We start from the raw sequence: 12,905 nt of genomic DNA on the forward strand, positions 1-12,905 counted from the left end.
AGGATTTTGATGCCGTTTTGAGCTCATGCAGGTAATTGGCCTTGAAAGGGATGCTTGCGTACAGCGATGAAGTCGGCGGCCGTTTTTTGTCCCTGCAAACAAAAAAGGCGGCCAGTGGCCGCCTTTTCGTGTCTGATTGTCCGTCTCTTAGTCGAGCCGGCCGCTGGCGTGGGCCAGCATGGTGTAGACCTTGCCGGTGTCCGACGTCAGGTACGTCTGGCCGAGCATGTTGTCGCGGTCGTTGCGCGATACCTGGGCCAGGAGCTGCTCGAAGTCTGCCACATACCGTTCAACGGCGGTGCGGAACTCCGGATCGCGAGAGTACTTCTGACGGATTTCGTCGAAGGTCTGCTGACCCTGCAGCGTGTAGAGGCGGCGGGTGAACACGTGGCGTTCGCCATTGCGGTAGCGGTTCCACAGATCAACGAAGGTTTCGTGATCGATGGCGCGGGCAATGTCGACCGACAGCGAGTTGAGGCTTTCAACCGTGTGCAGCGGCGTGCGGCTCATGTCCGTGTCCGAACCGGCATCGTCGTCGCGCGAGGCGCGGCGCAGCAGGTCGGCAACCCAGCCCTTGCCACCGGAACTGGTGGTTTCGGCAGGGGCCGGCTGCTGCCGGCGAGTGGTGACCGGTGCCGGACGCGGTTCGCTTGCCGGGGCGCTCTGCTGACGGGCAGGGGCTGCCGGAGCATAGTTCACCGGAGCTTGCTGCTGCGGGGCAGGAGCAGGAGCGGCGCTTGCCACTGCTGCCTGGGCCTGCGGCCGGGAGATGTCGAGCGCGTTGGACTGCTTGGCGACAATCTCGGAGAGTTCCGTCAGAGCGCGGATCTGCTCGTTGACCACCTTGCGCAGCGCGGCGGAAGATTCTTCCGCTTCTTCCGGCAGGTTCAGGACACCCTGTTTCAGTTCGCTGCGGGTTGCTTCCAGCTCGCGGTGAACGTCGCGGGCAACATCGCGCATCCGGGCGGCCGCATCGTTGAAGCGATCGGACGCTTCGGTAACGGTGCGGGTCATCTCGGCAATGATGTCGTCCTGTGCGGAGCGGATCGCTTCGCGGGCCTTCTGGCCCTCCATGCCTGCCGTGAGGCGCATGGATTCGAACTGCTCGGACACCTGCTTGGACGCTGCTTCAGCCGCCGCGGACAGCATGTTGGCTGCATCGCGTGCCTTGTCGTCTGCCGATTCCAGCGTTTCGGACAGGGTCTTGGTGAAGGAGCGCATGAGCGTGTCGACGGCTTCGGTCTTCGCCAGAAGCGTGTCCGCAACGTCCTCGATTGCGGTCCGGCGCTCGGAAACACGGCTCTCGACGGAGCGGTTGGTGTCTTCCAGGTGACGGGCTGCCTTGGTCAATTCCTCCGACTGGTCGCCGAAGCGGCCGGTGAGGTTCTTGATGTCCGCCAGCGTGGTGTCCGTCACATCGCGCAGGTTTGCAACCTGTTCGGTGATGAGGGCCGTGGTGGAGTTGGTTTCCGAAACCGCCCGGTCGACGGCAGAGCGGAACTCGCCGGCGCGGCGGGCCAGGTTGCCCTCCACCTCGTTGAGGTTCTCGCCCGCAGTCGCGACGATGCCCTGCAGGTTGCTGTTGGACGTCTCGATCTTGTTGAGGATCTCGGTAACGTCCGCTTCCAGCCGACGCTTGGTGTCGGTGAGCAGGGTGGTTGCCTGTTCGCTGCGCTCGTTGATGCTGGCGACGATACGGTCGCCGGCTTCCACCAGCGAGCGGGTCGCGTCGAGGCCGGTATGGGCGAATGTGTCGGTGACATCGCGGCCCTTGACCGTGATGGCTTCCAGGATCGCCGTGTGGACCTCCGACAGGCGTCCGGTAAGGTCGTTGGCACGCAGTTCGATGGCGCTGATGAGTTCGTTGCCATCGGTGCCGACGATCTTCGCCAGCTCGCCGGAACGGGCGCCGAAGGCTTCGTTGAGCGCGGTTGCCTTGTCCAGCAGTTCGTTGGCGACCTCGTTGCCGCGGCCGACCAGAAGGTCTGCTGCTTCGGTAACTGCGCTGTTGACGCGAGCACGAACCATGCCGGCTTCGCTCGACATCTGGCCGCGGATTTCCTCCAGCGTTTTCGCCAGTGTCATGCGGGCCTGTTCGCTTTCGGCGGACAGGTTGCCGGAGATTTCGGCAATCAGGCCGGACAGTTCGTTGCGGACCTTGTCGCTTTCGCCGGTCAGAGAACCGGAGAACTCGGCCAGGGTGCCAGCGTAGAGTGTACGGGCCTTTTCGCTTTCGGCAGCCATGGCACGGGCGGCATCGCCAACCGCGCTGAGCACCAGCTCGCGGATCTTGCCGCTTTCACCGGACATTGCGCCGGTAGCCTGGCTCATTGCAGAGGTAACCGCATCGGCTGCCTTCTGGCTTTCGCCAACCAGGACGCCGCGAGCTTCGCCGACGGAGCCCAGGACGATCTGGCGCATGCGATCGCCTTCACCGGAGAGCTTCTCCGTCGCCTGGCTGAGAGCACTGTCGACGATTTCGACCGTACGATTGCGTTCGTCGGAGAGGGTCTGGACAGCGGCAGTGACCGCTTCCTGAACCACATCACGCAGACGCGTGCTTTCGGTGGAGAGCGTTGCTCCGGCTTCGGAGATAACGGCCGTGAGAATGTCACGGGCACGCTCGCTCTCGCCGGTGAGGGTGCCGGAAATGCTTTCCAGACGCTCGTTCAGCAGCGTTTCCAGCTGGGTGGCGCGGCTGTCGAGGGTTTCGGCAACCTCGAACACCTTGGCACCCAGGGAGACGTTGATCTCGGCGATCCGCTCGGACAGGGATTCCGTCAGCTGCTCGCTCTGCTTGCCCAGCACGCTGCCGGCTTCCGCCAGACGGTTGTCGAGGGCAGAGGTCATCTCGTCCTGACCGTCGACAAAGGCCTTGGCGATTTCCTTTGTGCGGGAAATCAGGGTTTCGGAGATCTGGCGGGCACGCGCATCGAGGGTCTCGTCGATCCGGTCGGTACCGCTGGTCATGGAGGCGGAGATCAGCTCGGCCTTGTCAGCCATTGCAGACGTTGCTGTATCAACGCGCTGCGACAGGGACTGGCCGATTTCCTCGGCGCGTTCGGCAAGGGTGTTGCCGGCCGCCTCGATGCGCTGACCAAGCTGCAGCGTGATGGCGTCGGACCGGTCCGCAAGAACATCGGTGATGTTGCGGGTCTTTTCCTCCAGCGCATCGCTGATGCCGGTGGTGCGGTTCTCGATGGCATCGGACAGGATCTGCGTACGGGCTTCCAGGGTTGCCTCGAAGGCCGCGGTCCGCTGATCGAGCGTCAGGTCCAGGGTGTTGATGTGGCTGCCCAGAGAGGAGTCCATCGTGGAGATCCGCTCGCTGAGCGAGCTGTCCATCGACGACAGGCGATGCTCAAGCGAATTGTCCAGCGTGCTGATGCGATCGGTGAGTGTGGCGTCCATCAGGGCGTAGCGCTGTTCCAGCGACGCGTCCATGGTGCCGATCCGCTCGCCAAGGCCCGCATCCATGGTGGTGAAGCGATGCTCCAGAGAGCTGTCCATGGTGGCGATACGGTCGGTCAAGGTCGTGTCGATGGCGGTGTAACGCTGTTCGAGGGTCGCATCCATGGTGGCGATACGATCGGTCAGGGTCGTGTCGATGGCGGTGTAACGCTGCTCGAGGGTCGCATCCATGGCCGCGATACGGTCGGTCAGGGTTGCATCGATTGCCGAATAGCGCTGGTCGAGCGATGCATCCATTGTCGCGATGCGATCGCCCAGAGAGGCGTCCATGGAGTCGATACGGGTGGCGAACGTCGTGTCCAGCGTGGACAGGCGTGAATCCAGCGCTTCGGACAAGAGCAGGGTCTTGGTGTCGAAAGCGTCGATCAGCTGGCCGCCGCGATCGGTGACGATGGTTTCCAGCTCGGTGAGGCGGCTCGACAGGCCGTCCTGCAGCGCCTGGCCGCGCACTTCCAGAGTTTCGGCGATCTTGCCGCTGATCTGGTTGATGTCGCCGGCGACGCGGTCGCCGCGGCTGCCGATGAGTTCGGCAAGCTGGGTTCCGGTTTCCGCCAGTTTCTGGGTAAGCGCACCGGTCTGGTCGCCAAGGCTCGCGGAGAATTCGCCGGAGACGCTTTCCAGGGTCTCACGGAAGCCAATGGTCTGCTGTTCCAGGATGGTGGCCATCTCGTTGCTGCGGGCAGCCAGACGTTCGTCCAGTTCGCTGCCGTTGATGGAGATGGCGGTGTAGATACGCTCGGAGATGTTGTCGAGTTTCTCGGCCAGCTCACCACCGCGAACGGAGATGGTCTGGGTGAGGGACCCTGCGGTTTCGTCGAGCTTGGAGGCGATTTCACCGCCGCGCAGCGACAGATCGACCACGATGCTCTCGCCGGTGCCACGCAGGATTTCCGCAACTTCCGTAGACCGGCTGGACAGGGTCTCGACGATTTCCGCACCCCGGATGGAGATGGTGTCGGTAACCGCCTGGCCTTTTTCGGAAATGCTCTCGACGACACGGTTGCCGGTTTCGGCAAGGGACTCGTCCAGCGTGGTGACGCGGTTGTCGACGGTTGCCACCAGTTCCTCGGTACGCGAGGTGATGGTGTCGATGAGACGGCCGGAGGTGAGCGACAGGTTGGCGTTGATTTCCTCGCCGCGCGCCGTGATCACTTCGCCGACGTTGTTGCCGGTCGTTTCCAGGGTGAGCCGGAACTCGTCCGCCTTTTCGCTCAGGGTGTTGATCACCGAGTTGCTGGAGGTTGCCAGGGTCTCGTTGATCGTCGTGCTGCGAGCGGACAGGGTTTCCACGAAGGTGTTCGCGGTGTCCGCGAAGCGTTCGTTTACCTCGTTGCCACGTGCCGTGAGCGTTTCCCACATGGTGGAACCGGTCTCTGCCAGGCTGTCGACCAGATCGTTGCCGGTAGACGAGAGGCGGGCGACATAGTCTTCCGCGCGGACCGTGAGGCTGTCGACGAGTTCGTTGCCGGAGGCGTTCAGCGTTGCACCGAGAGACTCGATGCGGCTGTCGACGGTGGATGTGAGTTCTTCAACACGGCTGTTGACCGCATCAATCATGCGCTGGGTTGCATGGTCCACAGTGCTGCCGAGTTCACCGGAGGTGCTGGAGAGCTGTGAGGCGAAGCTCTCATGGGCACCGGCGATGGTTTCGCGCACGCGCTCGGCGTTCATGACGATGGACTCGCGCTGGCTGATCAGTTCGTCGATCAGGGCGCGGATCTTCAGTTCGTTGTCATTATAGGAGCGTTCCAGCGAAGACACTTCATTATGGACAAGGACTTCCAGCTCGCTGGCGCGCGCGATCGCCCGTTCGATGCCGTCGCCCATGGCGGCGACTTCGCGGCGGATGGCCTGGCCAACGCTGAGGATGCTTTCCTTGGCCATGTCTTCAGGTTCGGCAAGACGCAGGGCCACTTCGGTCATGCCACGGGCGACAATGCGCATCTCCTGCGCGCGCCAGATCATCATGGCCATGACGAAGAAGAAGATGATCGGAACGACGATGCCGACGACAGCCAGGATCATCTCCGGTGAGCTGAGCAGCGTCTGGGGATCGGTCAGCGATCCGACCTTGTCGGGGAACGCTGTCATGAAGAGGCTGCTGCCAAGCGCTGCCCAAAGGGCGCTGAGGGCGAGGGCGCCCCAGAACGGCGCTGAAGAGGGACGGCGCTGCAAGGAGTAGATCAGGTTGCCGATGTTCCGGCGATCGTCGTTGGCTGCCGGCGGGCGTCCGCCGCGGCCACGGCGTCTAGACTGACGCTGCTCTTCGCGCTGGGACTGGCCTCGCGTTTCCCCCTGGGACCGGCGTGCCGGTTCTGCCTGGGCAGGGCTGGCCTCTGCCGCGGAGGTTGTTTCTGTGGTATCCGGGCCGCCGAAATCAAGTTTCAGGGCTTCTTCAACTGCTGAGAGAGCCGCTTCTGCCGGATCTTTCGCCTTTGTCGGATTTGCCATTTAGGGTCGCCTCACATCCGTACTCATTACACACCGGTAATCGTGCAGAGCCGCTGGCGCAGCTCTTTACAGTTATCTACCGGATGCGTCCTCGTTGCGAGCGTTGCCCAGCTGTGGCAACGCCGCAAAACCTGTTCGTGCGAGAGGGCCGCCGCTGACCGACCGTGAACTTTCCGTTCGACGGTACACTCCCCACCTTGCCGCATCAGTAACTGTAATGGCACAATCTCTCCTAACGAACAAGAAACGGCAATAGCGTGAGTCACTTAGGGGGCGGATTGGATGCCGGATTCAAAGCAGGTTGACGCATCGGCAGATGCTGAAAATACGGTTCTGGAAGTTACTCTCAAAGCGGGAAAGTTGACAGCCGCGCAAAAGCGCTGGTTGCAAAAAGGGCTCGGGCAGGCGGGGGGCAAGCTGCCTCTGTTCGATGACAACGGCCGGGAAATTCCGGCACGCACAATCCGCGCCTGCATCGATGCAGGTTGGGCAGAGCCTTGGTTTTCCAACCCAATCAAGCCCGACTGGCTGGTCTGCAAGCTCACGCCCGCCGCCATCGAAGCACTTTCTGCAAGTCAAAAAGTCAAAAAAAGTTAACGGCGAATCAGATCATTAAAATTTTAGCGATTCAGGAAATCGGCGGAAACGCAAGGACTTTTTTAATCCTGTTTCGTAACCTGCGTTAAAACGCATTAACCATGAAATCAATTTTTTGGGGACATGGGCCGAAAGGGACGGTTTGAGCAACCGGTTTAACCGGGTGTTTGGGCTTGGGGCGCATTGTTATGGCTCTACAGCTTGCGGCGGGGTGCCGTCAGGCAGGTATCGAGTAATGTGGAGCACCCTTATGGCCCCTTCTTCCATGGCCCGCGTCGCCGGACGCGCCGGTCCGGAGGCACCGATCGATCTGGTGCAACTGGCAACCAATACGCTGGGTAACCGGGATCTAGAAGTGCAGGTCCTGCATCTGTTCAAGTCACAGTCCATCTCGACGCTTGAGCGATTGAAACAGGAAACCGACAATTCCGTTCGCCTGGATCTCGTGCATACGCTGAAAGGGTCTGCCCGGGCCATCGGCGCGGAGCGGGTCGCGATCGTTTGCGAAAATCTGGAAGGCAAGATGCGCTCGAGCACCGATACGGCCACCGAAGGCCTGATTGCGGCGGTCGATGAGGCAAACCGTTACATCCGGGACCTTCTGGAAGGTTGAAGGACAGACCCCGCCCAGGACGGGGGGAGGCAGATTGCCGCGTGGAAATGGCACGGTCCTTGACCTTTTGCCGTAAATCTTTATGTCGTGCTTCGAAGACCCGCAAATTCAGGCTTGGACGCGACATATGCCGAAAATCACATTTGTAACCGCCGATGGAACCCGGACCGACGTTGACGCCACTGAAGGCTCTACGGTGATGGAAAACGCCATCAAGAACATGGTCCAGGGCATCGAAGCGGAATGCGGCGGTGCTTGCGCCTGCGCTACCTGCCACGTTTATGTAGATGATGCCTGGAGCGGCAAGACCGGATCTCCGGAGCCGATGGAAGAGGACATGCTCGACTTTGCCTACGACGTGAAGCCGACCTCGCGCCTGTCCTGCCAGATCAAGGTGACTTCCGATCTCGACGGCCTTGTGGTGCATGTACCTGAGCGGCAGGCCTGATCAGGTCAGTTCAGACAAGATTTCAAACAAAACGCCCGCCGGATCACTCCGGCGGGCGTTTTGGTTTGTCCAGGTACAGAGTTTACTCTGCAGGTTGGGCAGAAGGCTTGCGGTACCAGAAGTCAACTTCATGGCCTTCTTCCGGATTGCTCGGGATCAGGGTTGCCAGAACAAGGCTGACCAGGGCCATGGCAGCGCCGGCCAGGAAGACCGCAGCCGGGGACACCAGCCAGATGAAGCCGAATATCACCGGAATGAACACCGCGGCGATGTGGTTGATCGTAAAGGCGACGCCGGCGGTGGGGGCGATGTCGGCAGGATCGGCGATCTTCTGGAAGTAGGTCTTGATGGCGATGGCGATCGCGAAGAAAGCGTGATCGATCACATAAAGGCTGGCCGCCAGTGTCGCGTTGGTGACGAAGGCATAGCAGATGAACACCAGGACCAGGCCGACATACTCCAGAACCAGCGCCTTTCGCTCGCCGAAGCGAACAATCAGTTTTCCGATCTTGGGTGCCAGCACCATGTTGAAGGCGCCGTTCAGGAGGAACAGGCCTGCAACTTCGTGAACGTCATAGCCGAAGCGTTCAACCATCAGGAAGCCGGCGAAAACCGTGAAGATCTGCCGCCGCGCACCAGCCATGAAGGTGAGGGCGTAATAGAGCCAGTAGCGTTTTCTCAGGATCAGCTTCTTGTGCTGCGGCACGCCTTCACGGAAATGCGGATAGGCGAAGATCAGGAAAACAAGAACGACCAGTGTCAGCCCACCGGCAATGGCGAAAACCACCGTGAAGGACAGTTCGAACATCTTCCACGCCAGGAAGATGACACCATAGGCGATCAACTGGGCGAAGGCGCCAACGGCCAGGATCTTGCCCATGCTTGCAGCGGCCGTTGCCTTGGGCAGCCATTGCAGCGACAGCGACTGCGCCATCGTCTCGTAGTAATGGAAGCCGATCGACATGATCAGCGTCGTTACATAAAAGCCGATCGCGGTCGGAAAATAGCCCGTGACGGCAACGCCGACGCCCAGGAGCAGCAGCGACACATAGGCGAGCGTCTGCTCGCGCATCATCAACAAGAGATAGACCGCAAGGAAGCTCAGGAAGCCCGGGATTTCCCGGATCGATTGCTGAATGCCGATCTCCCGGCCGGTGAAATCCAGCTCCTGGACGGCGAAGTTGTTCATCAGGTTCCACCAGGCAGCAAAGGAGAGCTGCATGGCACCTGCCATGATCATCAGGAGAACCACAGGAGACCGCCAGCCGGTCGCCTCGTTCGGGTGCGCATTCTGGGTGAAGTAAGACATTGTGTGGCCGTGGAAAAAGAAAACGTTCGGCAGTGTTGCGAGCCGTTTCTAACGCCAATTGCGGTTTGCGTGTTAGCGCTGTTTTGTCATGAGATGTTTCCGACACGCCAAATTCTGGCTGGTGCAGAGCTACGCATCCGGCAATAAGGCGAAATTATCCTTGTGGATCATGGCTTGGTGCGAGGAAAGCCTTTCACCTTGCCGGCAGGACCTGGGCATAGTTGCCGCGATTGTGCTGCGTTGCCGGGGCCTCCGGTGCTATTGGCCCTCTGTGCAATATCGGGGTGAAGGTATACGATCCGGCGCATGAGCATTCATCCTGAACTTGCCGAGTTTCCGAAAGAGGCGGTCGCCGCGCCGATTATCGGATATGCGCGGACCCAGTTGCAGGGCCGGAACAATGGCTGGCATTCGCATGATGCGGCGCAGCTCTTCCATGTGATCAGGGGATCGATTGCCATCGACACGGAGATGGGCACCTATTTCGTGCCACCCGAGCGGGCGGTCTGGTTGCCGCCCAGGGTCAGCCACCAGACCCGGTATCTGACCGACACGGAGCTGCGTTATATCTATGTCCAGTATGATTACACGAGGGATCTGCCGCAAACACCGCAGGTGATGCAGGTGACGACCCTGCTCAGGGCACTCATTCTCGAGTTCATGTCCTATCCGCGCTCCGAGACGGACAAGGGGCCGGCGGCACGGATCGCCGCGGTAATCCTGGATCAGTTGAAGATGCTGCCGGTTGCCCCCCTGCAGCTACCGATGCCGCAGGATGCCCGGCTGCGCGACCTGTGCGAAGGCGTCGTCCGCTGTCCGGCACATATTCCCTCGCTCAGCGAGGCCGCGGACCGGTGTGCGACTTCCGTGCGTTCTTTCGAGCGGCGCATAAAAGCGGAGACGGGGCTCAGCTACCGTACCTGGTGCCGCCAGGTGAAACTGTTCCGGGCTCTGGAGTTGCTGGCGTCCGGGCGAAGCGTTTCCGACGTCTCCCACAAGCTCGGTTACGAGGGACCGAGTGCCTTCGTGTCGACCTTCAAGAAGGCCTTCGGCGTGACACCCGGCCGATACTTTGACGGTGTCGAAGCCGATTGATCCTTGTCATGGCGGTGCATGTTTTCCGGGCGCACAAAAAGTCGACCTGATTTTTTGGGGAGACAAGACATGTTCAAGAAAATCCTCGTTCCCGTTGACCCGGCCGAAAGCGGCTTTGCCACGGAGGCGCTTGCCAAAGCCTCGCAGATTGCTCGCGACTATGGCTCCAAGATCCACCTGATGGCGGTTTGCCCGGAAGTTCAAAGCTTCGTGGCGAGCCAGCTTCCGGAAGGCTGGCAAAAGCGGGAATTCGAGGAAACCGCGAAAATCCTCGACAAGATCGCATCTGATCTGGATGTTCCCGAAGGCACTGTCGATGTGACCGTGCGTATGGGGTCGGTGTATCATGAAGTGATCGAGGAAGCCGAAAAGGCGAATTGTGACCTAGTGCTGATGACATCGCACAAGCCGGGCCTGTCGACCTACTTCATCGGCTCGAATGCCGCCCACATTGTCCGCCATGCACCGTGCTCGGTCATGGTGTTGCGCAGCTAGAGCGACAAGCAGCGATCTGGCCGTTCGATGCTGCCGGGCCTTGAAAGGCCGATCGGCTCGTGAACCTCAGCCGTCAGCCATTGCGCGTCAGCAACATGGCGACGGCTGCATAACGGAAGGGGTAGAGGCTGGTGTCAGCCTTCAGGCGGTCTTCGGCCCTTGCAAAGATCCGGTTGATCAGATCCTTCCGTGATGGGCTTTCAGGCAGGGCGGCGCGCAACACCGCTTCGGTGAAGGCGCGGAAGAAATTGACATAGTCGCGGGCATAGCGGTCAAGATCGCCGTCCTGCTTGAAGCGGTCGACGAACGGGACCGCAATTTCGTACTCCATTGACCGGTCGAGTGAATAAAGTCCGGCAGCTCCATACGTATCGTTGGTGACCGGGTCTGCAAGTTCTTGCAGGTCTCGCATGTATACCGGCTGGTAATAGCGGTCGTAGACGTCCCTGCTGATGTCTCCGGTCTCGACGAAGTCCAGAACCGCGTCGTTCAGAAGATCATAAAGGCCGTCACAGGTTCGAGCCGGTCCCTTGGAGCCAAACACCTGAACCAGCAGCTTGCCACCCGGAACCAGTTCCCTTGCGCGGACGGTGAGGAAACGGGCGATGTCGTTCTTAGCTTGTTCGGCAAAGGCGTGCCGGTCTTTTTCGGAAACATAACCATTTGCCCGTGCCACACTTGGGCCGTTGGGCAGGATATAGCCGGGCAACCTGTAGACGGGGCGGCAGGAGAGAAAGCCGATGGCGTTGAAGGTGGTGGCAAGGTGCAAGCTCCGCGGCGGGCAGAGCTGATCGTACATCGAGCCACCGATTGCGGCCGAGTAAATCCTGTCAGACCCAAAGACCGAGCCGCCATCCGGTCTGAGGCTGCGGAAAAGTTCAGAAAAGTCGTTTGTGGGAAGATCTGAATGGATGGTCTGGATCGGCCGTTCGGTGCGTGTAAGCAATGCCGGGAGGGCGTGTTTCATGACCGCAACAGAATTGCGGCCCTCCGAGCAGCCGTAGTCGGCAATGCCGACGGAGCCGGTACCCTCAACCGGCAGGTTCGCAATCGCCTCTTCAACGAGTGGCAATATCTGTTCGATGGCAGACCATTGGGCAGCCGAGTTGGCGTTGTAAAATCCCCCACCGGACATGCCGGTGGTGGTTGCACGGGAAACAGGTTGCGAGAAAGAGTGCTCGGGTTTCGCGGTCGGTTCCATTTCATCCCCTTCTGCGCCTTGTGTGCGGAAGATCTACCTGGCCAGTTCCTTCATGGCATCCGTCAGGCCCTCGACCGTCATGGGAAACATGCGGCCTTCCATCAGTTCGTTCAACATCTGGATGGAATGTGTGTAGTGCCAGTGTTCCTGCCGAACCGGGTTCAGCCAGACCGCACTCTTGTAAAGCCCGGTGATCCGCTGCATCCAGTCGGCTCCGGCTTCCTCGTTCCAGTGCTCTACCGAGCCGCCGGGATAGGCAATCTCGTAGGGGCTCATGGACGCATCGCCGACAAAGATGATCTTGTAGTCGGCAGGGTACTTGTGCAGCACGTCCATCGTCGGCATGCGCTCGGTATGGCGGCGGCGGTTTTCCTTCCAGACATATTCGTAAAGGCAGTTGTGGAAGTAGAAGTGTTCCATCACCTTGAATTCGGAACGTGCGGCCGAAAACAGCTCCTCACAGACCCGGATATGATCGTCCATCGACCCGCCGATATCGAAGAACAACAGCACCTTGACCGCGTTGTGACGTTCCGGCCGCATCTTGATGTCCAGAAGGCCCTTGTGGGCTGTTGCACGAATGGTGTCGTCGAGGTCCAGTTCTTCAGCAGCACCCGTTCGAGCGAAGTTGCGCAGTCGCTTCAGGGCGACCTGGATGTTGCGGGTGCCTAGCAACTGGGTGTCGTCGAGGTCCTTGAATTCGCGCTTGTCCCAGACCTTGACCGCACGACGGTGCCGGCTTTCGTGCTGGCCTATGCGCACACCTTCCGGATTGTAACCATAGGCACCGAACGGCGACGTGCCGGCTGTCCCGATCCATTTGTTGCCGCCCTGGTGGCGCTTTTGCTGCTCCTTGAGGCGTTCGCGCAGGGTCTCCATCAGCTTTTCAAAGCCGCCGAGTGCCTCGATCTGGGCCTTTTCCTCTTCACTGAGGTGCTTTTCCGCCAGGCGGCGCAGCCATTCCTCCGGTATCTCGGTGGTGGCAACCTCGCTCATGAGGTCGAGCCCCTTGAAGACGTGGCCGAAGACGCGGTCGAACTTGTCCAGGTTGCTCTCGTCCTTCACCAGCGTGAGCCGGGCGAGATAGTAGAAATCCTCGACGCTCTTTTCCGCCAGATCCTTATCCAACGCTTCCATCAGCGTCAGATATTCGCGGAGCGAGACCGGGATGCCGGCCGATTTCAGTTCGGTGAAGAAGGTAATGAACATGTGCGAAAGGTAAGTT

General features: G+C 60.3%; 9 protein-coding genes. 5 read left to right on the plus strand and 4 right to left on the minus strand.

Annotation, left to right across the window (positions count from 1 at the left end; all coding sequences use genetic code 11):
• Positions 1 to 147: 147 nt before the first annotated feature.
• Positions 148 to 5,922, minus strand: a complete 5,775-nt coding sequence (locus tag FIV03_RS15950; protein ID WP_152510243.1) for an antitoxin — start codon at positions 5,920 to 5,922, stop codon at positions 148 to 150.
• 282 nt (positions 5,923 to 6,204) lie between these two features.
• On the opposite strand from FIV03_RS15950, the gene FIV03_RS15955 reads away from it, so the two are divergent.
• From FIV03_RS15955 to FIV03_RS15965, 3 genes are all read left to right on the plus strand, one after another.
• Positions 6,205 to 6,519 carry a hypothetical protein gene (locus tag FIV03_RS15955; RefSeq protein ID WP_023000670.1) on the plus strand — a complete coding sequence of 105 codons (315 nt, stop codon included), beginning with the start codon at positions 6,205 to 6,207 and terminating at the stop codon, positions 6,517 to 6,519.
• A 250-nt stretch (positions 6,520 to 6,769) separates the two neighbouring features.
• A complete protein-coding gene (locus tag FIV03_RS15960; protein WP_208984210.1) occupies positions 6,770 to 7,132 on the plus strand; it encodes an Hpt domain-containing protein in 363 nt (120 codons plus the stop codon).
• A gap of 127 nt (positions 7,133 to 7,259) precedes the next feature.
• Entirely contained in the window at positions 7,260 to 7,580 is a 321-nt protein-coding gene (locus FIV03_RS15965; protein WP_152510244.1) for a 2Fe-2S iron-sulfur cluster-binding protein, read from the plus strand.
• Positions 7,581 to 7,662: 82 nt separating this feature from the next.
• Here FIV03_RS15965 and FIV03_RS15970 read toward each other — a convergent pair whose 3' ends face one another.
• The gene (locus FIV03_RS15970) at positions 7,663 to 8,889 is read right to left on the minus strand and encodes an MFS transporter (RefSeq protein WP_152510245.1); all 1,227 of its coding nucleotides are present in this window, start codon (positions 8,887 to 8,889) and stop codon (positions 7,663 to 7,665) included.
• 306 nt (positions 8,890 to 9,195) lie between these two features.
• On the opposite strand from FIV03_RS15970, the gene FIV03_RS15975 reads away from it, so the two are divergent.
• A complete protein-coding gene (locus FIV03_RS15975; protein WP_023000674.1) occupies positions 9,196 to 9,984 on the plus strand; it encodes a helix-turn-helix transcriptional regulator in 789 nt (262 codons plus the stop codon).
• 69 nt (positions 9,985 to 10,053) lie between these two features.
• The gene (locus tag FIV03_RS15980; protein WP_152510246.1) at positions 10,054 to 10,479 is read left to right on the plus strand and encodes a universal stress protein; all 426 of its coding nucleotides are present in this window, start codon (positions 10,054 to 10,056) and stop codon (positions 10,477 to 10,479) included.
• Between the two features lie 73 nt (positions 10,480 to 10,552).
• Here the strand turns inward: FIV03_RS15980 and FIV03_RS15985 are convergent, their stop codons facing one another.
• Both FIV03_RS15985 and FIV03_RS15990 read right to left on the minus strand, forming a co-directional pair.
• On the minus strand, positions 10,553 to 11,680 hold the full coding sequence (locus tag FIV03_RS15985) for a hypothetical protein (protein ID WP_152510247.1): 1,128 nt from the start codon (positions 11,678 to 11,680) through the stop codon (positions 10,553 to 10,555).
• A 33-nt stretch (positions 11,681 to 11,713) separates the two neighbouring features.
• A complete protein-coding gene (locus FIV03_RS15990; protein ID WP_023000677.1) occupies positions 11,714 to 12,889 on the minus strand; it encodes a VWA domain-containing protein in 1,176 nt (391 codons plus the stop codon).
• Positions 12,890 to 12,905: the final 16 nt, after the last annotated feature.

This window comes from Labrenzia sp. THAF187b (assembly GCF_009363375.1).
GTDB classification, from domain to species: domain Bacteria; phylum Pseudomonadota; class Alphaproteobacteria; order Rhizobiales; family Stappiaceae; genus Roseibium; species Roseibium algicola.

Bases quoted from the DNA above. Each gene is read 5' to 3' on its own strand.
- FIV03_RS15960 (WP_208984210.1), top strand. From the start codon at position 6,770: ATGGCCCCTTCTTCCATGGCCCGCGTCGCCGGACGCGCCGGTCCGGAG.
- FIV03_RS15950 (WP_152510243.1), bottom strand. From the start codon at position 5,922: ATGGCAAATCCGACAAAGGCGAAAGATCCGGCAGAAGCGGCTCTCTCA.
- FIV03_RS15970 (WP_152510245.1), bottom strand. From the start codon at position 8,889: ATGTCTTACTTCACCCAGAATGCGCACCCGAACGAGGCGACCGGCTGG.
- FIV03_RS15985 (WP_152510247.1), bottom strand. From the start codon at position 11,680: ATGGAACCGACCGCGAAACCCGAGCACTCTTTCTCGCAACCTGTTTCC.
- FIV03_RS15965 (WP_152510244.1), top strand. From the start codon at position 7,260: ATGCCGAAAATCACATTTGTAACCGCCGATGGAACCCGGACCGACGTT.
- FIV03_RS15975 (WP_023000674.1), top strand. From the start codon at position 9,196: ATGAGCATTCATCCTGAACTTGCCGAGTTTCCGAAAGAGGCGGTCGCC.
- FIV03_RS15955 (WP_023000670.1), top strand. From the start codon at position 6,205: ATGCCGGATTCAAAGCAGGTTGACGCATCGGCAGATGCTGAAAATACG.
- FIV03_RS15980 (WP_152510246.1), top strand. From the start codon at position 10,054: ATGTTCAAGAAAATCCTCGTTCCCGTTGACCCGGCCGAAAGCGGCTTT.
- FIV03_RS15990 (WP_023000677.1), bottom strand. From the start codon at position 12,889: ATGTTCATTACCTTCTTCACCGAACTGAAATCGGCCGGCATCCCGGTC.